This is a genomic window from Streptomyces camelliae (assembly GCF_027625935.1).
GTDB lineage: Bacteria > Actinomycetota > Actinomycetes > Streptomycetales > Streptomycetaceae > Streptomyces > Streptomyces camelliae.
This window is the reverse complement of the sequence record NZ_CP115300.1, coordinates 4,816,148-4,836,505: the sequence shown is the minus strand read 5'-3', so window position 1 is coordinate 4,836,505 and position 20,358 is coordinate 4,816,148. Positions and strand designations below refer to the sequence as shown.

Annotated in this window: 18 protein-coding genes, 3 tRNA genes and 1 pseudogene; 9 read left to right on the top strand and 13 right to left on the bottom strand. The window is 70.6% G+C overall.

The genetic code is table 11. From position 1 onward, the window contains the following. Window positions 1-11: 11 nt before the first annotated feature. Window positions 12-203: a DUF6274 family protein gene (locus tag O1G22_RS22000; RefSeq protein WP_270082897.1), complete on the top strand. Its 192-nt coding sequence runs from the start codon at window positions 12-14 to the stop codon at window positions 201-203. Between the two features lie 467 nt (window positions 204-670). Here the strand turns inward: O1G22_RS22000 and bldC are convergent, their stop codons facing one another. Both bldC and O1G22_RS21990 read right to left on the bottom strand, forming a co-directional pair. Continuing rightward, a complete protein-coding gene (gene bldC, locus O1G22_RS21995) occupies window positions 671-877 on the bottom strand; it encodes a developmental transcriptional regulator BldC (RefSeq protein ID WP_003949541.1) in 207 nt (68 codons plus the stop codon). 542 nt (window positions 878-1,419) lie between these two features. After that, on the bottom strand, window positions 1,420-2,262 hold the full coding sequence (locus O1G22_RS21990; protein ID WP_270082896.1) for a DUF8083 family protein: 843 nt from the start codon (window positions 2,260-2,262) through the stop codon (window positions 1,420-1,422). A gap of 212 nt (window positions 2,263-2,474) precedes the next feature. Here O1G22_RS21990 and O1G22_RS21985 point away from each other — a divergent pair, with 212 nt between their 5' ends. Both O1G22_RS21985 and O1G22_RS21980 read left to right on the top strand, forming a co-directional pair. Further along, window positions 2,475-3,581: a Leu/Phe/Val dehydrogenase gene (locus O1G22_RS21985; protein WP_270082895.1), complete on the top strand. Its 1,107-nt coding sequence runs from the start codon at window positions 2,475-2,477 to the stop codon at window positions 3,579-3,581. Window positions 3,582-3,871: 290 nt separating this feature from the next. Then, on the top strand, window positions 3,872-4,123 hold the full coding sequence (locus tag O1G22_RS21980; protein WP_153540080.1) for a DUF3073 domain-containing protein: 252 nt from the start codon (window positions 3,872-3,874) through the stop codon (window positions 4,121-4,123). Between the two features lie 82 nt (window positions 4,124-4,205). On the opposite strand, the gene purM is transcribed toward O1G22_RS21980, so the two are convergent. From purM to O1G22_RS21955, 5 genes are all read right to left on the bottom strand, one after another. Then, the gene (gene purM / locus O1G22_RS21975) at window positions 4,206-5,273 is read right to left on the bottom strand and encodes a phosphoribosylformylglycinamidine cyclo-ligase (RefSeq protein ID WP_225099837.1); all 1,068 of its coding nucleotides are present in this window, start codon (window positions 5,271-5,273) and stop codon (window positions 4,206-4,208) included. A 34-nt stretch (window positions 5,274-5,307) separates the two neighbouring features. Then, window positions 5,308-6,837, bottom strand: coding sequence for an amidophosphoribosyltransferase (purF, locus tag O1G22_RS21970; RefSeq protein WP_270082894.1), 1,530 nt, complete (start codon window positions 6,835-6,837; stop codon window positions 5,308-5,310). 201 nt (window positions 6,838-7,038) lie between these two features. Then, window positions 7,039-7,497 carry an META domain-containing protein gene (locus O1G22_RS21965; protein ID WP_270082893.1) on the bottom strand — a complete coding sequence of 153 codons (459 nt, stop codon included), beginning with the start codon at window positions 7,495-7,497 and terminating at the stop codon, window positions 7,039-7,041. Between the two features lie 67 nt (window positions 7,498-7,564). Continuing rightward, window positions 7,565-8,362: a maleylpyruvate isomerase family mycothiol-dependent enzyme gene (locus O1G22_RS21960; protein WP_270082892.1), complete on the bottom strand. Its 798-nt coding sequence runs from the start codon at window positions 8,360-8,362 to the stop codon at window positions 7,565-7,567. Between the two features lie 10 nt (window positions 8,363-8,372). Next, window positions 8,373-9,014 carry a TetR/AcrR family transcriptional regulator gene (locus O1G22_RS21955; protein ID WP_270082891.1) on the bottom strand — a complete coding sequence of 214 codons (642 nt, stop codon included), beginning with the start codon at window positions 9,012-9,014 and terminating at the stop codon, window positions 8,373-8,375. A gap of 95 nt (window positions 9,015-9,109) precedes the next feature. Between O1G22_RS21955 and O1G22_RS21950 the strand changes: the two genes are divergently transcribed. Continuing rightward, a complete protein-coding gene (locus O1G22_RS21950) occupies window positions 9,110-10,588 on the top strand; it encodes an MFS transporter (protein WP_428986386.1) in 1,479 nt (492 codons plus the stop codon). A gap of 62 nt (window positions 10,589-10,650) precedes the next feature. Here O1G22_RS21950 and purL read toward each other — a convergent pair whose 3' ends face one another. From purL to purS, 3 genes are read right to left on the bottom strand one after another with little or no spacing between them, the layout of a single operon-like run. After that, window positions 10,651-12,909, bottom strand: a complete 2,259-nt coding sequence (gene purL, locus O1G22_RS21945) for a phosphoribosylformylglycinamidine synthase subunit PurL (RefSeq protein ID WP_270082889.1) — start codon at window positions 12,907-12,909, stop codon at window positions 10,651-10,653. Then, window positions 12,906-13,586 carry a phosphoribosylformylglycinamidine synthase subunit PurQ gene (gene purQ / locus O1G22_RS21940; protein WP_270082888.1) on the bottom strand — a complete coding sequence of 227 codons (681 nt, stop codon included), beginning with the start codon at window positions 13,584-13,586 and terminating at the stop codon, window positions 12,906-12,908. Before purQ ends, purL begins: the two co-directional genes overlap by 4 nt. After that, entirely contained in the window at window positions 13,583-13,855 is a 273-nt protein-coding gene (gene purS, locus O1G22_RS21935; protein ID WP_020940955.1) for a phosphoribosylformylglycinamidine synthase subunit PurS, read from the bottom strand. The genes purQ and purS overlap by 4 nt, the downstream gene beginning before the upstream one ends. Window positions 13,856-14,165: 310 nt before the next feature. Between purS and O1G22_RS21930 the strand changes: the two genes are divergently transcribed. The 5 genes and pseudogenes from O1G22_RS21930 (at window position 14,166) to O1G22_RS21910 (ending at window position 15,491) form a co-directional block, all read left to right on the top strand. Then, the gene (locus O1G22_RS21930) at window positions 14,166-14,483 is read left to right on the top strand and encodes a histone-like nucleoid-structuring protein Lsr2 (protein ID WP_067056255.1); all 318 of its coding nucleotides are present in this window, start codon (window positions 14,166-14,168) and stop codon (window positions 14,481-14,483) included. A gap of 178 nt (window positions 14,484-14,661) precedes the next feature. Then, window positions 14,662-14,733 (top strand) — tRNA-Gly (locus tag O1G22_RS21925). A 79-nt stretch (window positions 14,734-14,812) separates the two neighbouring features. Further along, window positions 14,813-14,888: transfer RNA gene (locus O1G22_RS21920), tRNA-Gly, on the top strand. A 74-nt stretch (window positions 14,889-14,962) separates the two neighbouring features. Further along, window positions 14,963-15,392: pseudogene (locus O1G22_RS21915) on the top strand (DNA-binding response regulator); the annotation flags it as partial. Window positions 15,393-15,415: 23 nt separating this feature from the next. Beyond that, a tRNA-Gly gene (locus tag O1G22_RS21910) sits at window positions 15,416-15,491 on the top strand. A gap of 33 nt (window positions 15,492-15,524) precedes the next feature. Here the strand turns inward: O1G22_RS21910 and O1G22_RS21905 are convergent. The 3 genes from O1G22_RS21905 to O1G22_RS21895 all read right to left on the bottom strand — a co-directional run bounded on the left by O1G22_RS21905 (window position 15,525) and on the right by O1G22_RS21895 (window position 20,207). Next, complete coding sequence (locus O1G22_RS21905) at window positions 15,525-16,424, bottom strand: phosphoribosylaminoimidazolesuccinocarboxamide synthase (protein ID WP_270082887.1); 900 nt, start codon at window positions 16,422-16,424, stop codon at window positions 15,525-15,527. 180 nt (window positions 16,425-16,604) lie between these two features. Continuing rightward, entirely contained in the window at window positions 16,605-18,110 is a 1,506-nt protein-coding gene (locus O1G22_RS21900) for a N,N-dimethylformamidase beta subunit family domain-containing protein (RefSeq protein WP_270082886.1), read from the bottom strand. 321 nt (window positions 18,111-18,431) lie between these two features. Further along, window positions 18,432-20,207: a M48 family metalloprotease gene (locus O1G22_RS21895; protein ID WP_270082885.1), complete on the bottom strand. Its 1,776-nt coding sequence runs from the start codon at window positions 20,205-20,207 to the stop codon at window positions 18,432-18,434. Window positions 20,208-20,358: the final 151 nt, after the last annotated feature.

Genomic DNA, 20,358 nt, shown 5'->3' with positions numbered 1-20,358 from the left:
GGAGGTGGGGTATGGGGGCAACGGTCAGGCATGAGACGCGGGCGCTGTTGAGGGCGCATCTGGCGGCCGCCTCGTCCTACCGGCACCTCACTCGCCACTGCGCCGTCTGCCATCACCTGCTGCGGCTGGCGATGGACGCCGGCCCACGGACGCCGGACACGGATGACGACGGCGCCGGAGACGAAACTCCTCGGCCGGCGTGACCGACGGCGGCCCCAACTCCGCACCGCACGTGGGACGCTGGAACCTGACGCTCCACTAGCGCACACAGGCTGTCGGCAACAACCGCCCAGGCGTGTGACGGGAGTCACCGCATGAGTTTTTGAAAGGGCGGTACTTACCACCGTCATACAAGTGGTCAATTTAATATGTGCAATTGCACCGCACCCCGAGGTCACGCACAGTCGTTCCGACAGCCCTCCCCAGACTCCGACAAGGCCGCTCACAGGCCGCCCCGCACCCGGCCGGCGCACAAAAAGATCGCGCTGGACCCGGCGGAGTCCAGCGCGATCTACGACGCACCCTGTGTCGCTGCCGACAACTTCTGAACAACGGTCTGTTCGGCTTGGGCGTGGGGCCTGTTGGGGCAGGTCCCGCGTCGCTTGGAGCTAGTGTTTCGGGCACCTCGACTGATGGGGGGACCAGCCGGTTTGCCCGGTTATGCGGTTGTTCAGGCCTCGCTGCGCTGCTGCGGGATGCCCGCGAGCAGAGCGCGAACCTCGGCCTCGCGGTAGCGGCGGTGCCCGCCGAGCGTGCGGATGGACGTGAGCTTGCCGGCCTTCGCCCACCGCGTGACCGTCTTGGGGTCGACACGGAACATGGTGGCGACCTCAGCCGGGGTCAGCAGCGGCTCGGCATCAGGGGTGCGAGCGGTCATGAGCGGCCTCCTCGGGAGAACCGAACCTTCTCGGTTCTTTCCTCTAAATTCTGCACCTTGACCCGCGTTGCCCGAAATGGCGGACGCGAGTCGAGTCGGTTATAGGACGAACGGCTTGTCCTCGGCACTACAACTACACCATCTGTCCAGCCGCGTCGGCCAAACCGATGGAATTGCCCTCCCAGGTGTTCATCAGCGACGGAAGCCGATGGACCATGCCATAGCGGACAGTCACGCCACTGTGACGATCAGTCACAGGACGATCAGGAGTCACCAGACCCCCCAAAGCGTGCAATGCTGAGATTCCGCCCACAATGGAGCACAGTTGGGCGAACGGAGCCCTCCCCGGACTCCTTGTCCTATTTTGGCATGAGGAGGGGCAAGAGGCGCAAGGGCCCTGTACGTGCGGTCCATCACGCTTCCGTCACGCTTGAGACATACGCCCGGATCGGGGCCAACGTCCCATCAGTAGGTGAAGTGCGGTTGACCGTACGCTGTCCGACGCCGTATCAGCTGTGACGTACGTCACTCGGCCCACAGGGTCAGTTGGCCGAGCGCCGGTCCCGTACCGACCGCCAGCGCTCCACCAGGCGCCCGTACGCCTCCCCTGCCGCCGTCCCGTCGCCGCGGCGCAGCGCCTCGATGCCGGCGGCCACGTCCGCCGCCGAGTGATCGCCCTCCAGCTCGCCGGCCGGCAGCACGTGCACCAGGCCGCCGTAGTCCAGCTCCACCAGCGAGCGCGGATGGAACTCCTCCAGCCAGCGGCCGACGTCCACCAGACCGTCGATCAGCGGGCCCTCCTCGACGGTGTCCTTCAGCGTGCGCAGCGCCCGCGCCACCCGGCGCCGGGCCTGCACCATCGGCGTGCGGTAGCGCAGCAGCGGGGGCACCTCGGCGGTCCCCTTCTCGTAGCGCCGCTCCTCGTCGGAGACCAGCACGAACCAGTTCAGCGGCACCTGCCAGGTCGCCGTGCGGATCCACGGGCGGGCGTCGGGATTGCGGGCGAGCCAGCGCTCGTAGTCCTGAGCCGCCTGGCGGCGCACCACCGGCGGCAGCACCGCGTCCAGCACCGGCGCGGGCAGCTCGTCCGCCAGCTCCTCCAGCGCCTGCCAGCCGCGCAGCCGGGTCCGCCAGGGGCACACGCAGACCACACCGTCGACCTCCGCCACGAAGGCGTCGCCGCTCTCGTGCACCGGTACGGCGACCGGCGGGGTGGGCAGCAAGTCGGCGAGGGAGCGGCGCAGTTCGTCCTGGTAGGAGGGGCGGTCGGGGCGGCGGGCGTAGCGGGCCCAGTGGCTGCGCTCCGGCTCCGCGAAGGCACCCAGCGGCTCGTACACGCGCAGGTACGCGGCATAGGGGACGACCACGGAGGACACCTTCGGCACGCCTGCTCCCTCCCCACCGGGCCCGGCTCGAAAACCGCTGCAAAACCACTGCAAATCGTCCCACGGACATACGTGCGCGAGCGGCCCGCGAGAGTGATCCTGAACACTGCACGGACGGTGGTTCTGCCGAGGCTCTACGCTCAGGGCACGGCACCCCGCCACCCGTACGGGGTTCCGCCCCACTCGCCGCTACTTGCACAGGAGTCACCACAGTGACCGACGTAACCGGCGCGTCAGCCGAGGTCCTGCACACCCTGTTCCACTCGGACCAGGGCGGCCATGAGCAGGTCGTGCTCTGCCAGGACCGCGCCAGCGGCCTCAAGGCCGTGATCGCCATCCACTCCACCGCCCTGGGCCCCGCCCTCGGCGGCACGCGCTTCTACCCGTACGCCACCGAGGCCGCGGCCGTCGCCGACGCCCTCAACCTCGCGCGCGGGATGTCGTACAAGAACGCCATGGCCGGGCTGGACCACGGCGGAGGCAAGGCCGTCATCATCGGCGACCCGGAGCGCGACAAGACCGAGGAGCTGCTCCTCGCCTACGGCCGTATGGTCGCCTCGCTCGGCGGGCGCTACGTCACCGCCTGCGACGTCGGCACGTACGTCGCCGACATGGACGTCGTGGCCCGCGAGTGCCGCTGGACCACCGGCCGCTCCCCCGAGAACGGCGGCGCCGGCGACTCCTCCGTGCTCACCGCGTTCGGCGTCTACCAGGGCATGCGCGCCTCCGCCCAGCATCTGTGGGGCGACCCCTCGCTGCGCGGCCGCAAGGTCGGCATCGCCGGCGTCGGCAAGGTCGGCCACCACCTGGTCAAGCACCTGCGGGACGAGGGCGCCGAGGTCGTGATCACGGACGTGCGCACGGACGTCGTCCAGCGGATCCTCGATCAGTACCCGGCGGGCGTGACGGCCGTCGCCGACACCGAGGCGCTGATCCGCGTCGAGGGGCTCGACATCTATGCGCCCTGCGCGCTCGGTGGCGCCCTGAACGACGCCTCCGTCCCGGTGCTGACCGCGAAGGTGGTGTGCGGCGCGGCCAACAACCAGCTCGCGCACCCGGGTGTGGAGAAGGACCTCGCCGACCGCGGGATCCTCTACGCGCCGGACTACGTGGTGAACGCCGGCGGGGTCATCCAGGTCGCCGACGAGCTGCACGGCTTCGACTTCGACCGGTGCAGGGCGAAGGCGGCGAAGATCTTCGACACCACGCTCGCAATCTTCGCACGTGCGAAGGAGGACGGGATTCCGCCGGCCGCCGCGGCCGACCGGATCGCCGAGCAGCGGATGGCCGAGGCCCGCGCGAGCCGTACGGCACAGTGAGCCGATCGCACACATGAGCGGTACCCGTCGGCGGGAACTTGGAGAGAACTCTCACTTCCACCGGCGGGTCGTTCCCCGATAAGTGGTTAAAATCGCCACTGACCAGCGAGGACAGGGCGCCTCGAAGGTCCTGTGCACACGCGCGTGGTGCGGGCGACGTACCGTATGGGCGCGGGCTCAGGTACCGTGGAAGCCCTACGGACCGGCCTCTCTGCGGAGGGTCCGTTCCGGATCATGAACGCGTGTCAGACTCTGGGGCCGTCGAGCCCCGTCACCGAGGGGGTCGAGCCATGGGGCGCGGCCGGGCCAAGGCCAAGCAGACAAAGGTCGCCCGCCAGCTGAAGTACAACAGCGGTGGGACTGACCTGTCACGTCTGGCCAGTGAACTGGGCGCATCGACTTCGAGCCAGCCGCCGAACGGCGAGCCGTTTGAGGACGATGAGAACGACGAGGACGATCTTTACTCTCGGTACGCCGACCTCTACGAGGACGACGACGAGGACGAGGACGAGGGTCCCTCACAGCACCGTCGCGGCGCTTGACCTAGTACTCAGCACCTGCCCGGTCGGTGGCACTGCCACCGACCGGGTTCTGTGCTACCCGCAGGTTCAGCGCGCGGCGCCTTCAGCTTGAATACGTCCCGACCAGCTCGGCGCCGGTCGTCTTCTCGCCCCGCTCGGTGATCTCGCCCGCCACCCAGGCGTCGACCCCACGGTCGGCCAGGGTCGCGAGGGCCACCTCGGTGGACTCCGCGGGGACGATCGCCATCATGCCGACGCCCATGTTGAGGGTCTTCTCCAGCTCCAGGCGCTCGACGTTCCCGGTCTTCCCGACCAGGTCGAAGATCGCGCCCGGGGTCCAGGTGGAGCGGTCGACCGTGGCGTGCAGCTCGTCCGGGATGACACGGGCCAGGTTGGCCGCGAGGCCGCCGCCCGTGATGTGCGAGTAGGCGTGCACGTCGGTGGTGCGGGTCAGTGCCAGGCAGTCCAGCGAGTAGATCTTGGTGGGCTCCAGCAGCTCCTCGCCGAGGGTACGGCCGAGCTCGGCCACCTCCGTCTCCAGGGCCAGGCCGGCGCGGTCCAGCAGGACGTGGCGGACCAGGGAGTACCCGTTGGAGTGGAGCCCGGAGGACGCCATGGCGATCACCGCGTCACCCTTACGGATGCGATCCGCGCCGAGCAGCCGGTCGGCCTCCACGACGCCCGTACCGGCGCCGGCGACGTCGAAGTCGTCCTCGCCCAGCAGACCCGGGTGCTCGGCCGTCTCGCCGCCCACCAGGGCGCACCCGGCGAGCACACAGCCCTCCGCGATGCCCTTCACGATGGCCGCGACACGCTCGGGGTGGACCTTGCCGACGCAGATGTAGTCCGTCATGAACAGCGGCTCGGCACCGCACACCACGATGTCGTCCATGACCATGGCGACGAGGTCGTGGCCGATGGTGTCGTAGACGCCCAGCCGGCGGGCGATGTCGACCTTCGTGCCGACGCCGTCCGTGGCGGAGGCGAGCAGCGGGCGCTCGTAGCGCTTGAGGGCGGAGGCGTCGAAGAGGCCGGCGAAGCCGCCGAGGCCGCCGAGGACCTCGGGGCGCTGGGTCTTCTTCACCCACTCCTTCATCAGCTCGACCGCGCGGTCGCCCGCCTCGATGTCGACGCCCGCCGCTGCGTAGCTGGCACCAGTTGTCTCAGACATGACTGTGAGAGCTTTCGTGTCGTACTGCAGGGTGTTACGGGCGACGGATCGCGTCGGCCGCGGCCGTGGCGGCGGGACCGGCCGCCAGCTCGGTCTCCAGGAGCTGCTTGCCGAGCAGCTCGGGGTCCGGCAGCGCCATCGGGTACTCGCCGTCGAAGCAGGCGCGGCACAGGTTCGGCTTGGCGATGGTGGTCGCCTCGATCATGCCGTCGATGGAGATGTACGCGAGCGAGTCGGCGCCCAGGCTGGTGCCGATCTCCTCGATGGTCATGCCGTTGGCGATCAGCTCCGCGCGCGTGGCGAAGTCGATGCCGAAGAAGCAGGGCCACTTCACGGGGGGAGAGGAAATCCGGATGTGGACTTCCGCCGCGCCGGCCTCGCGGAGCATGCGGACCAGGGCGCGCTGGGTGTTGCCGCGCACGATCGAGTCGTCGACGACGACCAGGCGCTTGCCCTTGATGACTTCCTTCAGCGGGTTCAGCTTCAGGCGGATGCCCAGCTGCCGGATGGTCTGCGAGGGCTGGATGAAGGTGCGGCCGACGTAGGCGTTCTTCACGAGACCCGCGCCGAAGGGGATGCCGGAGGCCTCCGCGTAGCCGATGGCGGCCGGGGTGCCGGATTCCGGGGTCGCTATGACCAGATCGGCCTCGACCGGGGCTTCCTTGGCGAGCCGGCGGCCCATCTCCACGCGGGAGAGGTAGACGTTCCGGCCGGCGATGTCGGTGTCCGGGCGGGCCAGGTACACGTACTCGAAGACACAGCCCTTGGGCTTCGCTTCCGCGAATCGGGAGGCGCGCAGACCGTTCTCGTCGATGGCGACGAACTCGCCCGGCTCGATCTCCCGCACGAAGCTCGCGCCGGTGATGTCCAGGGCGGCGGTCTCGGAGGCGACCACCCAGCCGCGCTCCAGGCGGCCGAGGACCAGCGGGCGGATGCCCTGCGGGTCGCGGGCGGCGTAGAGGGTGTGCTCGTCCATGAAGACGAGGGAGAACGCGCCCCGCACCTTCGGGAGCACCGCGTGCGCGGCCTCCTCGATGGTCAGCGGCTTGCCGTCCTCGTCGACCTGGGCGGCGAGCAGCGCCGTCAGCAGGTCGGTGTCGTTGGTGGCCGCGACCCGGGTGGAGCGGCTGTTGTTGTCGTTCGGGAGGTCGGCGACCATCTCGGCGAGCTGCGCCGTGTTGACCAGGTTGCCGTTGTGGCCGAGCGCGATCGAGCCGTGCGCGGTGGCGCGGAACGTCGGCTGGGCGTTCTCCCACACGGAGGCGCCGGTGGTCGAGTAGCGGGCGTGTCCGACCGCGATATGACCCTGGAGCGAACCGAGCGAGGTCTCGTCGAAGACCTGGGAGACCAGGCCCATGTCCTTGAAGACGAGGATCTGGGAGCCGTTGCTGACCGCGATTCCCGCGGATTCCTGACCCCGGTGCTGGAGGGCGTAGAGCCCGAAGTACGTGAGCTTTGCGACCTCTTCACCCGGAGCCCAGACGCCGAAGACGCCGCAAGCGTCCTGGGGGCCCTTCTCGCCGGGAAGCAGATCGTGATTGAGTCGACCGTCACCACGTGGCACGCCACCGAGTGTAGGCGAGGTCGACCACTGGTCCGAATTGGGGATACGCGCCCGTAACGGATCAGGGTGTGCGGATCACCTTGTCGCTTTCTCCATTTACGCAGGTCAGCGACGTGAGACGGGCTTCAGGGCGGTCGATCGGAGACCGCCAGGAGGCGATCGCGGGCGTCTTTGCCGTATGCACGAGTGAGGTGTCGCACATCATCCGGAGGCGTTACGGCTGAGGTGGACGATGTCACCGTTGCCGTCGGTGAGCGTCAGCTTCCCGTCATCGGTCTTCGCGACGAGCGTGCCGGTGGTCAGCGCACTGGCCAGGGCGCGCTCGAAGTCCATGCGGTCGGGGGCGCAGGCCATCCGGGTCGTGCGCAGGTCGCCGAGGGTGATCCGGTCGCCGTGCACGGTCGCGCGGGCGCTGAACTGGTTGCAGCCGAGGTTGCCCGCCGCCTTGCCCTCCGCCCCGCCGGACGTGTCGATGCGCAGCCGGGCGGTGGCGGGTGCGTGCCGGGTCGTACCGCCGACGGTCAGGCCGTCGACTCGCCAGTCGACGCCGGTCACGGGCTGCGTCACGGGCTGCGGGGAGCTCACCGGACCACTGTCCGCCTTCCCGGTGCCGCAGGCCACCGTGAGGACGACGAGGGCGGCGGCGGCCGACGGGATCATGCGTTGCTTGTACCGGTTCATGGGGATTCGACGGCCCGCCGGTACGACCGGTTCCGCCGCCCCCGGGTCACGACATCAGCGGCAGCAGAGCGCCGAGGTCCGCCCGCTCCCCGCTCGCGCTCACCTCGGCCTCCTCGACAGCTTCCTTCCAGCTCACGCGCCCCGTGGCGAGCCGGATCCAGGTCAGCGGATCGGTCTCCACGACGTTCGGCGGGGTGCCGCGGGTGTGCCGGGGCCCCTCGACGCACTGCACCACGGCGTACGGCGGCACCCGCACCTCGGTGGAGCCGCCGGGCGCCTTCACGGCGAGGGCGTCGGCGAGCAGCCGGGTCGCGGCGGCCAGGGCCTGACGGTCGTACGGGATGTCCAGGCCGGGGACGGCGGCCGCGAGGTCGTCGGTGTGGACGACGAGTTCGACGGTCCGGGTGATCAGGTAGTCGTCCAGGGACATCGCGCCGGCGCTCGTCTGCAGGATCCGGGTACCGGAGTGCTCCGCGAGCAGGGCGCCCAGGGACTGCTCGATGTCCGCGAGGTAGGTGTCGAGGTCGGCGTGTTCGGCGGCGATGTTCCGGGTGAACTCGTCGATGGCGGCGGCATTGGCCGAGGTGGCGAAGGGCCAGTCGAGCGGGGCGGAGTCCGCCTTCGGCGGCTCGGGCAGGGCGAGCGCCCGGTGGATCGCGGTGAGGGCCATGCCGATGTGCGCGACCAGGTCCCGTACGGTCCACTCGCCGAGCCGGGTGGGCAGGGCGAGCTGCTCCGCGGTGAGGCCGCGGACGGCTTCCCGGACGTTGCCGAACTGGGCGAGGACCGCGGCTCGGGTCTTGACGGGGTCGTAGGTCCGGGCGCGCTTCTTGGCGGGAGGCATGGCGGTGAGCCTATGCCTTGACGGCGTAGTCCTTCAGGCCGTTTTCCACCAAGTCGAAGGCGCGCCGCGCGCGTTCGGCGGCGTCGGCGGCGACCTGCTCGGGGGTCTCACCGGCGTCGAGGCGGCGGTGGTGCTCCTCCACGAGCGCGGTGCGGGTGACGTTGAGCGTGGCGGCGGCGATCAGAGCCAGGGTCGGGTCGCCGGTCTCCTCGGCGAGCACGTCGGCCAGCTCCCGTGCGCCGCGCTCGGAGGCGACGTACGCGCGGTCCCTCAGGACCGGGGTGGCCATGACCACCTCGCGGATCCGGCGGGCGAACGGCTCGGGATTCAGCCCGACCGAGGGGTCGCGCGCCTCGACCAGCTCCAGGAACTGCCGGCGTACGGCGGCCACCGCCGACTCGCCCGGGGCGCGGTCGCGCACGGCACGGGCGGGGTCGGAGAAGTGCTTCTCCATGGGCTTGAAGACCAGGTCCTCCTTGGTGCCGAAGTAATTGAAGACGGTCATCTTCGACACCTCGGCCGCGTCGGCGATCTCCTGCACGGACACCGCGTCGAAGCCCTTCTCCGCGAACAGCCCGATCGCGGTCCGGTAGATCCGCAGCGCCGTCTGCTGCTTCTTGCGCTCCCGCAGCCCCATCGCCTCACCCGCCATGAGGGCACCGTACCAAGGCGATGTTTTGGCCAGGATCAAATTTCATCTCAGATAAAAGATTGACTGAGTCCACGCTTGAGGGGCATGGTGGCCCCATGCCCGACACCCAGCTGACCGACACCCGGCGCAAGATCGCCCTGGCCGTCTGTCTGATCACGATCGTCCTGGCCGTCCTGGACACCCAGATCGTGTCCGCCGTGACCGTCCCGATCGTCAGGGACCTCGACCCCGAGCACGGCGTGGCCGCGATCCCCTGGCTGGTGAGCGCCTTCTCGCTGGCCTCCGCCGCGATGCTCCCGCTCTACGGCAGGCTGTGCGACGTCCTCGGTGCGGGGCCCGTCTTCCTCGGCTCCCTCGGCGCCTTCCTCACCGGTTCGGCGCTGTGCGGCGCGGCCCCCTCGATGGACTGGCTGATCGCCTCCCGGGCCGTACAGGGCCTCGGCGCGGGCGGGTTGATGAGCGTGACGATGGTCGTCATCGCCCAGCTCATGGGGCCCGGCGAGCAGCGGAACAAGGGCGCCGGCACCGGCGGGATCGTCGCGGGCGGCGGCATCGCCGTGGGCCCCTGGCTCGGCGGCTTCCTCGCCGACCACGCGAGCTGGCGCTGGGCGTTCTACGTCAACCTGCCGCTCGGCATCGCCGCGCTCGCCACCGCCGTGGTCGTCCTGAGGCTCCCCCGCCCCGCCGCCGGCAGCCGCGCGATCGACTTCGCCGGCGCCGCGCTCGCCGCCGTGTTCTCCACCTCGCTGCTGCTGGTCACCGAGTGGGGCGGCAAGCAGTACGCCTGGGCGTCCCCGCAGGTCGTCGGCGCGGCCCTCATCGCGGCCGGCGCACTCGGGCTCTTCCTGCGCCGCCAGTTCACCGCCGCCGCGCCCATCCTGCCGCCCGCACTGTTCCGCATCCCCGAGCTGCGCCTGGGCTTCGCGCTCCAGGGTCTGCTGGGCGCGGCCATGACCGGCGCGATCTACTACGTGCTGGTCTACCTCCAGCTCGCCCGCGGCATCACCAGCTCCTCCGCCGGTCTGTATCTGATCCCGATGGCGGCGGGCATCATGGCGGTCGGCGCGGCCACCGGACGGCTCACCGAACGCGGCTGGTCCGAGCGGACGTTCGTGCTCAGCGGGTCCGTGCTGAGCACGGCCGCCTTCCTGCTGCTGGCCGGCACCGGCACCCACACCTCCCTGTGGCAGGTGCGGGCGGCCCTGCTCCTGATCGGCCTGGGCTTCGGCCAGCTCCTGGGCCAGCTGATCCAGCTGGTGCAGCGCGCGTCCCCGCCGCACCAGCTCGGCGTGGCCACGACCTCGATCCGCTTCTTCCAGACCCTCGGCATGGCGCTGGGCGCCGCCTTCTTCGGCACGCTCCTGGCCCGCCTCTACGACGGCCCCGGCGACGTCGGCTCCCTCGCCGCCCTGCGCGGAGCGGACCGCGTGGCGGGCGTGACGGCGTACGTCTCCGCGATGGACACGGTGTTCCTGTGCGGGGCCGGGTTCATGGCACTGTCCGCGCTGCTCGCGCTCCGGCTGCCCCGGCTCCGGCCGCGGACGGAGTCCGTCGAGGAACCCGTGGCCGCATGACAGCCGTATGAGCGCGAAAGGCCCCGCCCGGAAACACCGGACGGGGCCCTCAGCGGGTGTGCCTACGCCAGCAGCGCCGGGATGGTCTCCTCGTGAGCCTTCCGCAGCTCTTCCGGCGTGAGCGTGAACTCGCCCTGGATCTCCACCCCTTCGCCGTCCACGACACCGACGCGGCTGACCGGGAGGCCCCGGGCGGCGCACATGTCGTTGAAGCGGACCTCCTCCGAGCGCGGCACGGCGACGATCGCGCGGCCGGCCGACTCGGAGAACAGGAAGGTGAAGGCGTCCAGGCCGTCGGGTACGACCAGACGCGCGCCCTTGCCGCCGAGCAGCACCGACTCGACCACGGCCTGGATCAGACCGCCGTCGGACAGGTCGTGCGCGGAGTCGATCATGCCGTCGCGGGAGGCGGAGATCAGGATCTCGCCCAGCAGGCGCTCGCGCTCCAGGTCGACCTTCGGGGGCAGACCGCCGAGGTGGTCGTGGATCACCTGGGACCACGCCGAGCCGCCGAACTCCTCACGCGTGTCGCCGAGGAGGTAGATCAGCTGGCCCTCCTCCTGGAAGGCGACCGGCGTGCGGCGCGCGACATCGTCGATCACGCCCAGCACCGCGACCACCGGGGTCGGGTGGATGGCCGCCTCGCCCGTCTGGTTGTAGAGCGAGACGTTGCCGCCGGTCACGGGCGTGCCGAGCTGCTGGCAGGCGTCCGCCAGACCGCGCACGGCCTCCGCGAACTGCCACATCACCGCCGGGTCCTCGGGCGAGCCGAAGTTCAGGCAGTCGGAGACGGCCAGCGGCTTCGCGCCCGTCGTCGCCACGTTCCGGTACGCCTCCGCCAGCGCCAGCTGCGCGCCCGCGTACGGGTCGAGCTTGGCGTAGCGCCCGTTGCCGTCCGTCGCGATGGCGACACCGAGACCGCTCGCCTCGTCGATGCGGATCATGCCCGAGTCCTCGGGCTGGGCCAGCACCGTGTTGCCCTGCACGAAGTGGTCGTACTGCTGCGTGATCCACTTCTTGGAGGCCTGGTTGGGAGACGCGACCAGCTGCAGGACCTGGGCCCGGAGCTCCTCCGAGGTCTGCGGGCGCGGGAGCTTGTTCGCGTCGTCGGCCTGGAGGGCGTCCTGCCAGTCCGGGCGGGCGTAGGGGCGCTCGTAGGTCGGGCCCTCGTGGGCGACCGTGCGCGGGTCGACGTCCACGATCTTCTCGCCGTGCCAGAAGATCTCCAGGCGGTCCCCGTCGGTCACCTCACCGATGACGGTGGCGATGACGTCCCACTTCTCGCAGATCTCCAGGAACCGGTCGACCTTCTCCGGCTCGACCACCGCGCACATGCGCTCCTGCGACTCGCTCATGAGGATCTCCTCGGGGGAGAGCGTCGAGTCGCGCAGGGGTACGTCGTCCAGGGTCACGGTCATGCCGCCGGAGCCGTTGGACGCCAGCTCGGACGTGGCGCAGGACAGGCCCGCCGCACCCAGGTCCTGGATGCCGACGACGAGCTTCTCCTGGAAGGCCTCCAGGGTGCACTCGATGAGGAGCTTCTCCTGGAAGGGGTCGCCGACCTGGACGGCCGGGCGCTTGGAGGGCTTGGCGTCGTCGAAGGTCTCGGAGGCCAGGATCGAGGCACCGCCGATGCCGTCGCCGCCGGTCCGGGCGCCGTAGAGGATGACCTTGTTGCCCGCGCCGGAGGCCTTGGCGAGGTGGATGTCCTCGTGCCGCATGACGCCGATGGCGCCCGCGTTGACCAGCGGGTTGCCCTGGTAGCAGGCGTCGAAGACGACCTCGCCGCCGATGTTGGGCAGGCCCAGGCAGTTGCCGTAGCCGCCGATGCCCGCGACGACGCCCGGGAGCACCCGCTTGGTGTCCGGGTGGTCCGCCGCACCGAAGCGCAGGGGGTCGACCACAGCCACCGGCCTGGCACCCATCGCGATGATGTCGCGGACGATGCCGCCGACACCCGTGGCCGCGCCCTGGTAGGGCTCGACGTAGGAGGGGTGGTTGTGCGACTCGACCTTGAAGGTGACCGCGTAGCCCTGGCCGACGTCCACCACGCCCGCGTTCTCGCCGATGCCGACGAGCAGCGCGTCGCTCTGCGGGGCCTTCTCGCCGAACTGGCGCAGGTGGACCTTGGAGGACTTGTACGAGCAGTGCTCGGACCACATGACCGAGTACATGGCGAGCTCGGCGCCGGTCGGGCGGCGGCCGAGGATCTCCACCACCCGCTCGTACTCGTCCTTCTTCAGGCCGAGTTCGGCCCAGGGCAGCTCGACGTCGGGGGTCGCGGCCGCGTGCTCGACCGTGTCCAGAGGCGTCCGGCTCATGCGTTGACCAGCTTCTTGAGGATCGAGGTGAAGAAGGGGAGGCCGTCGGTGCGGCCGGTGCCGATCAGCGGCTCGACGGCGTGCTCCGGGTGCGGCATGAGGCCTACGACGTTCCCGGCCTCGTTGGTGATGCCGGCGATGTCCCGCAGCGAGCCGTTGGGGTTGAAGTCGAGGTATCGGAAGACGACCCGGCCCTCCGCCTCCAGCTTGTCGAGGGTGTACTCGTCGGCGACGTACCGGCCGTCCATGTTCTTCAGCGGGATGTGGATCTCCTGGCCCTGGCGGTAGTCGCCGGTCCAGGAGGTCTCCGCGTTCTCCACCCGCAGCTTCTGGTCGCGGCAGATGAAGTGGAGGTGGTCGTTGCCGAGCATCGCGCCCGGGAGGAGGTGGGCCTCGGTGAGGACCTGGAAGCCGTTGCAGATGCCGAGGACCGGCAGGCCGGCCTTCGCCTGCTCGATCACGGACTCCATCACCGGCGAGAACCGGGAGATGGCACCGGCCCGCAGATAGTCGCCGTAGGAGAAACCGCCGGGCAGCACCACGGCGTCGACCTGCTTGAGGTCCTTGTCCTTGTGCCACAGGGCGACCGGCTCGGCGCCCGCGAGGCGGATCGCGCGCTGCGTGTCCCGGTCGTCCAGGCTCCCGGGGAAAGTGACGACGCCAATACGAGCGGTCACTTCGCCGCCTCCGCGACTTCCGCGGCCTCTTCCACCTTGACGGTGAAGTCCTCGATCACGGTGTTGGCGAGGAAGGATTCCGCAAGATCGTGGATGCGGGCGAGCGCGGCCTCGTCGACCGGCCCGTCAACTTCCAGTTCGAAACGCTTTCCCTGGCGGACGTCCGAGATCCCGTCGAAACCCAGGCGCGGCAGCGCACGCTGGACCGCCTGGCCCTGGGGGTCGAGGATCTCCGGCTTGAGCATGACGTCGACTACGACGCGTGCCACTGGCACTCCCGGTGTGTGGTGCTGAGCAGGTTCCTTCAGACTACCCGCACAAAATTTCTACGCGAGTAGAGTTGGAGGAAACTACGTGAGGCGCATCACGATCGGGTGTCGAAGCCGCGTCGTCGCGAAAAGTTCTGGGAAAGTTCCACAGTCCGCCCGGTCCGCCTATTGCACTGGGACACGCAGACGGATTTAGTCGGGCTTCACTTTGCATTGCCGGGCACTGTACAAATGAATTGGCAATAGCCGATACTCGGCATGTCGGCGGCGTTGAGCTGTATCGACGTGCCGCACGAAGGGACCGATATTCGTGGCGCAAAAGGTCGTGGTCACTCTCTTTGACGACATCGACGGCTCGGAAGCGGCGGAAACGATCGCCTTCGGACTCGACGGCAAGTCGTACGAGATCGACCTCAACGCATCCAACGCCAAGAAACTGCGTAAGGCGCTCGCGCCCTATGTCGAGGCCGGCCGCAAGCGGTCGCGGTCCGGGAAGGCGTACAAGCAGACGGAGGTCGCCCCCGACCCGGCGGCCGTCCGCGCCTGGGCCCAGGCCAACAAGATGGACGTACCGGCCCGCGGACGCATCCCCAAGAAGGTCTACGAGGCCTTCAGCGCCGCGCAGTGAGCCCGCGAAGGGGCAGCCCTCAGGGTCCGTCAGCGGGCCCTGAGGGCCGTGCACTTGGCCCCGGGCGGGCCGCCCGCGGGGACTTCGGGGCACCGACTTGCGCAACCCCCCTGCTGATCAGCTAATGTCTGGAGCACGCCGAGGGGCAAGGCCGAAAAGCCGAAACCCCGAGGACCGTGCGGGTGTAGTTCAGTAGCAGAACATCCCCCTTCCAGGGGGAAGGCGCAGTGTGCGATTCCTGTCACCCGCTCTGGCACCGGTCACAACCACCCTTGTGGATCAGGTAGGCTGGTGCTCGCACCGATCGGTGGGAGCCGGTCGGGAGCAGTGCGGACGTAGCTCAGTTGGTAGAGCGCAACCTTGCCAAGGTTGAGGTCGCGAGTTCGAGCCTCGTCGTCCGCTCCACGGGAAAACCCCGGTCATCGCGACCGGGGTTTTTTCATATCCATACATCTCTGGCATGTGTATCTGATCCAGACGCCGGCGATGTGAAGGTCGCCACATCTTTGCGCGTCGGACTTCCCTGCTGCCAGGTGCTGATCGTCACCGGCCACGGCCGCCCCGGTCATCCGAAGCAGGCACGCGCGGCCGGTGTGCGCGGGGTCGTCCGGAAGACTGTCGGCGCCCAGCGGCTCGCCGAGATCATCCGTACCGTGCATACCGGAAAACCGCTGCGCAGACCCGGAATTGACCGCTGACGCGATCTCCGCCGGGGCCTCCCCGCCGACCGCGCGGGAGGCCGAGAGGCTGGAGCCGACGGCCGACGGAGACGCCGGTCGCGGAGATCCCCGAGCGGGCCGCGCCAGCCCCGGGGACCATCCGGAACACCTCTCCACGGCCGTCACGAAGCCCGGCGCCGAGAACCTTCATGCGGCGGTGCGTCTCGCACGCGAGCGAGGTTGGGTATAGTTGCTCTCGCGCCACGGCGCAGTGCGGACGTAGCTCAGTTGGTAGAGCGCAACCTTGCCAAGGTTGAGGTCGCGAGTTCGAGCCTCGTCGTCCGCTCCAGCAAGGCCCCCGGTTCCCCGGGGGCCTTTTGCGTTACGCCCAGCTCAGCCCGGTCAGGCGCTCGTACGCCTCCACGTACTTCTGCCGGGTCTGCTGGACGACCTCCTCCGGCAGCGGCGGCGGGGGCTGCTCGCTCTTCCGGTCCCAGCCGGAGGCCGCCGAGGTCAGCCAGTCCCGCACGAACTGCTTGTCGTACGACGGCTGCGCACGGCCCGGCTCCCACTGGTCGGCCGGCCAGAAGCGGGAGGAGTCCGGGGTGAGGACCTCGTCGGCGAGGACGAGGGTGTCGCCGTCGAAACCGAACTCGAACTTGGTGTCGGCCAGGATGATGCCCCGGTCGCGGGCGATGTCCCGGGCGCGGGAGTACACCGCGAGGGTGGCCTGGCGCAGCTGGGCTGCGGTGTCGGCGCCGACCTGGCGGGCGACCTCCTCGTAGGAGACGTTCTCGTCGTGCTCGCCGACCTCGGCCTTGGTGGCCGGGGTGAAGATCGGGGCGGGCAGCTCCGAGCCGTCGACGAGCCCCTCGGGGAGGGCGAGGCCGCAGACCGTACGGGACTCGCTGTACTCCAGCAGGCCCGAGCCGGTGAGGTAGCCGCGGGCCACGCACTCGACCGGGATCATCCGCAGGGACTTGCAGATCAGGGTGCGGCCCGCCCAGTCCTCCGGGGCGCCCTCGGGCACGTCGGTGCTGATGACGTGGTTCGGGGCGAGATCACGGAGCTGGTCGAACCACCACAGGGAGAGCTGGGTGAGGACGCGGCCCTTGTCGGGGATCTCCGTGGGCAGCACCCAGTCGTAGGCGGACATGCGGTCGCTGGCGACCATCACGAGGTCGCCCGCCTCGTTCTGGTACAGCTCGCGCACCTTTCCGGTGTGCAGGTGCACCAGGCCCGGAACCTGAATCGGCTCGGGCTTTTCTACGAATCCGGACACGGTTCCTCCCCGTGGTTCTGTCCAAGTGCCTCGATTCTCCCTTATGGGGGCGATCGGTTTCGGCCAGGGGGTCGTGTCGTTCCTCGGTGATCAGTCCTTCCCCGGTGATCGGTCCGTTCCCCGGTGATCGGTCCGTTCCTCGGTGACCAGTCCGTTCCTCGCAGGGTCCGTTCCTGGGGATCAGTCGCGTTTGCAGATGCGGTCCAGGAGATTCGCCGTGGTGCGCTGGATGCGGGGGTCCACATGCTCGGGGCGGTCCAGGGCCGGGGACCAGGCGAAGGTGCCGGAGGCGAAGACCCAGGCGCCGGACGGGGCGCGGTACAGGGAGGTCTCCTGGTGGCGCAGGGCACCGGCGGTGTCGATGTAGGGGGAGTGGGCGAGCAGGATGCGCTCGTCGTGCTCGGGCAGCGGGGTGCGCGGGAAGTAGCGGTCGGCCTCGCCGGCGACCAGGCCGTCGATCGCGTCGCCCTCGTGCGCGCCGGTCGCCTCCCACAGCCAGTGGCCGGCGTTGCGGACGATCAGCGGGGCGGGCTCGGGCACCCGGCCCGCGTACTGGATGCCGACGAGCTGCTGCTCGGGCCGGTCGACCTCCCGCCACAGCACCGGCCTTCCGGGGCCCTTGCGCTTGCGGCAGGTCAGCAGCCGGTCCGGGTCGCCGGCCGGGGACGGGCCCAACTCGACCTGCCAGTACATGGTGTTGGCGGACAGGAAGACCAGTGAGGTGCCCCGGTCGCGGGCGTCCTCGACGGCCCGGCGCATCGGCACCGACCAGTACTCGTCGTGGCCGGGGAAGACCAGGCCCCGGTAGCGGGTGGGGTCGACGCGGCCCGCGTGCAGATCGCGGGCGTCGGCGTAGGCGAGGTCGTAGCCGTAGCGCTCGGCCCAGCGGATGAAGTCGTAGGCGTGGCCGACGTGGAGCGGGAGGCCCGCGCCCGCGTACGGCCGGTCGAAGGAGACCGTGGTCGCCGCGTCGGCCTCGCCGAGCAGTCGGCCCCGCTCGTCCCAGGCGTGGTAGAGACTGGCGCCGGTGCGGCCGTCCTCCGGGTAGAGGTTGTACGCCTGCCAGGTGATGTCCGGCAGCAGCAGGAGCAGGTCGGCGGGGTGGTCGTCGCGGACCGTGAAGGGCACGTGGGAGCGGTAGCCGTCGACGGTGGTGAGGACGGCCACGTAGGCGCCGATGTGCCAGTGGGCGGGCACCTGCAGCCGCCAGGAGAGCCACCAGTGGTGGCAGGAGACCGTGCGGTCGGCGGTCAGCGGCGCGGGCTGGACGATGCCGGACAGCCGGGGGCTGGTGGTGATCTTCTTCGCGCCGTCGCCGCCGTAGTGGCCGATCCGGTAGATGTCGACGCTGAACTCCTGCGGCGGGTCGACCGTGACGCGGAAGTCGATCGCCTCGCCGGGGGCGACCGCGCCGGTGGAGGTGAAGCCCTTGATCTGGCGGTGCACGTCGTCGGCCGAGCGGGGGCCGGGCACCCGGGGGGCGGGGCCGGGAGTGGAGCCTGGGGCGGGGCGCACGCCGGTGGGCTGCTGCGGGCTCGGGTCGACGTACCAGGGCACGACGTGGCCGGTGTCGTCGAAGTAGGTCTCACTGCCGCGCAGCCAGGGCACCGGGCCCTGGCCGAAGGGGTCCGTGACGGCGTGCGCGAGTGCTCCGGATTCCCAGCGGCGGATGTGCTCCGAGGCCATGATCGCTCCCCTCCCTCAGGTCCCCCGTGTCGTCCCTGTCTCGGTGGTGCTCGCCGTGCTCGGTGGTACTCGATGTGCTCGGTGGTGCTCGTCGTGCTCGGTGGTACTCGATGTGCTCGGTGGTACACGCTGTATCGATGACATCTGCTGTGCTCGGTGGTATCTGCTGTGCTCACCGTGCTCGGCCGTGCTGTCGTATGTCGCACGCCTTTGCCAGATGCGTGGTCGCACCCAGCACATCACATAACGCACGCGCTCGGTCACTAGTCGTTGCGAATTGACCTGAAGTGGAAGTCAGGGCTTCCGTTCATATGACATTCGTCAGACGAGTCGTACGGGCTTCTCGGGGCGTATCCCGGTAGTGGCCAGCCAGTCGCGCAGCGGGCCCGGGTCCCCCTCCTCGATCAGGCTGAGCACTCTGGGCGCCAGGTCGCAGGCCCGCTCGCCGTCCAGCAGCAGGGACGGACCGTCCAGCCAGTCCAGGGCGGGGACCGCGCCGGCGGTGTCGACGGCGGCGCAGCACACCATCGCCGTGACGTGGTCGGCGAGCAGATCGCGGCCGGTGCGCGGGGGCTGCAGCGGGAAGAGGGGCAGACAGCCGTCGTCCCACAGGGCGCTCTCGGGGCCCCGGCCCGCGCTGGTCGCGCCTCTCGGGGCGCCGGCCTCCTCGCGGGCCAGCTCGGCGCTCAGGCCGGCGGCGAGGGCGGCGCTGCGCTCGGTGCCGGGGTCCGTGTCCTCGTCGTCCTCGTACATGCCCTCAAGGGGCGCCTCCTCGGCCGCGCTGGGGGACTGGTGCGGCATGACGGCGGACGGCTCGGCGAGGTGGTCCAGGACGCGGGCCAGGGTGGGGCCGCCGGGGTCGGGGGCCATGGGGTCGACGGCGGGGCGCACGCCCAGGGAGTCCAGGACGCGGTGCAGCCGGGCCGCCTCGGCGCGCCAGGTGCGGTCCACGACCTCTTCCGGATACGCCCGCCAGTCCACCGGCGCCCAGTCGGGGCCGGGCTCGGCGGGGCCGCCGTGGAAGAGACGGGCGGCGAGCAGCGAGGTGGCCTCGTCCACCGCGCCGGGCTCCTCCAGCAGATCGCAGGCCGGACGCTCGCCGAGCCGGGAGGCGAAGCCCTCGGCCAGCCGGTCGCGCCGGGACAGCTCGGTGAGCGCCGCGACCACGCCCGCGTCCAGCCGGGACGGCCAGCGGCCCATGCGCCAGGCCGGCAGCGCGACCCGGGTCAGCAGCCGGTCCCAGCCGGCGTAGGCGAGGCCGACCTGCTCCTGGGCCACGATCCTCAGGCCGTAGTCGACCGCCTGGGCCCGCTCGGCCGCGGCCGCCGCGACCCCGCGCTCCATCTGCGTCGCGTGCTCCCGGCAGCCGCGCAGCAGCAGCCCGGCCACCCAGCCGAGCGCCGCACACGCCATCCTGGCCAGCGGGCCGCGGCCGGGCGCCGAGGCGACCGCGAGCGCCGCGTCCAGCCCGCGCACGAACCGCCGCGCGGCCGCTATGTCGGGGTGCGCCGAAGGGCCCGTACCGGCGACGACCGGGGCGAGGACGGCGCGCAGTTCGCCCACGCGCATCCACCACAGGAACGGGGAGCCGATCACGAGGACCGGCGCGACCGGCGTACGACGGTGGGCCGGGGAGCCGTGGGGTCCCGCTATCTCGTCGGGCGCCGAGCGGGCCGGGGGGCCGTGGGCCGCGTGCGTACGGTCCTCCAGCCAGCTGTCGCAGTCCGGGGTGAGCGCCACGGCCGAGGGGGCCGGGACGTCCAGCCGGTCGGCGAGGTCGCGCACCATCCGGTACAGGTCCGGGGCGGACTCCTCCGGGACCGGCACCGTGGGCGTCGTGGCGGGACGGGCGCGGGCCACGACCAGGGCGACGGCGGCGGCGGCCGGCAGCACCAGCAGGGCGAGCGCGCTCACCGCGATCCGGGCGGCGTCCCAGCCAGGACCGACGAGATGGCCCGTGGAGCCGCCGACCAGCAGGATCACCGCGACGCCCGCGGGCAGCAGGGCCGCGGCCAGCGCCCGGCCCCGGACCCGCAGGACGGCCAGCGCCCGGGAGCGCGCGGCCTGCGCGCCCGCCTCCACACCGATTCCGCTCACGTGCCGACCTCACCCCCTCGCTGCCGTTGCCGTGCTTGCCTGGTGGTGCTCACTCCCCCACTGTGGCACCCGCCACTGACATCGCAATGTCGGTGGGCCAAGTGCCGGAACGTCCGGAAGGCTTGCGCGGCACCCTAGTTGGGGCCCCGGT